The sequence below is a fragment of the Streptomyces acidicola genome (assembly GCF_009377235.1).
Classification (GTDB): domain Bacteria; phylum Actinomycetota; class Actinomycetes; order Streptomycetales; family Streptomycetaceae; genus Streptomyces; species Streptomyces acidicola.
The window spans coordinates 1-1003 of the sequence record NZ_VMNX01000544.1; the positions used below are offsets into that span (position 1 = coordinate 1).

The 1003-nt window shown below is 72.6% G+C and carries 2 protein-coding genes; both read left to right on the plus strand.

Translation table 11 applies throughout. From position 1 onward, the window contains the following. Positions 1–274: hypothetical protein (locus FPZ41_RS47745; protein WP_228023482.1), on the plus strand; the 274-nt coding region annotated here is incomplete at its 5' end. After that, positions 271–831 (plus strand): hypothetical protein, encoded by a 561-nt coding sequence (locus tag FPZ41_RS46720; RefSeq protein WP_152870973.1) that lies wholly within the window; start codon positions 271–273, stop codon positions 829–831. The genes FPZ41_RS47745 and FPZ41_RS46720, both read left to right, overlap by 4 nt. The last annotated feature ends 172 nt before the right edge of the window (positions 832–1003 follow it).

Consider the following 1003-nt stretch of genomic DNA (forward strand, 5'->3'; position numbering starts at 1 on the left):
GCCGTGCACCTGGTGCGAGGTCGTCGGCCGCCCCGCGGTCGTCACCGTCTACGGCGACCCGGCGCCGACCGATGACTGGGCGCCGCTGGAGATGGCCGAGACCTGCCTGGCGTGCGCGCCCCGCGCGGTGCACCAGGCCGTCACCGAGCACGACCCCGACTCGGCGAAGCCGATCGCCGTCGAGATCGCCGTACCGGCGCACCCCCTGACCGCCCCGCGCCCGGCCGCGGGCGCACCCGACCAGCAAAAACAGAACGTGAGGACGAACCGGTGAGCAGCAGAGACCTGGCCGTGAAGGTGACCGCCTACAAGGTGCTGAAGGACCACGCCGAGGACAAGTACAACGAGGTCCGCGCGGAGCTGGCCGCGCACATGGAGCGCGGCGACCGGGTCATGGCGGTGGCGCCCAACGGCGTGAAGATCGCCGCGGTGTCCAAGAAGGACCCCAAGCCGCAGGCCCGGATCGTCGACGTGCCCGCGTTCCGCTCGTGGGTGGCGAAGCACTACCCCGAGCGGATCGTCACCACGCTGGAGATCGTCGGCGCGCCGGAGGAAGTGAAGGAAGTGCTGATGCGGCACGCCCCGGCGCTGCTGAAGCAGTCCGACGCTGTCCACCCGGACCTGGTGCGCACCGTTCTGAACGACTCGGTCAAGCACGGCTGCGCCGTCGGCCCGGGCGGAGAGGTCGAGGTCCCGGGCGTGGAGGTCGAGCCCCGCGAGGGGGTCGTGGCGTGCGTCCCCACCGACGACGCGATGGGCGTCGTGGTCGAGATGCTGCAGAGCGGCGAACTGGACCTGCTCGACGTGCTGCCGGTCGGCGGTGGCGCGTGACGCCGGAGATGCTCGACGCGCTCCGCGCGCCGTTCGACGGCGACGCGGTGCGCACCCGGCCGGAGATCACCTGCGCGGCCTGCCGGGCCGGCGGGTGCGGCTCCCACGGCTCGGCCTGGTGCGACGAATGCGGCGGCGAGATGACCACCGCCCACGTGCACCTCGACTACGT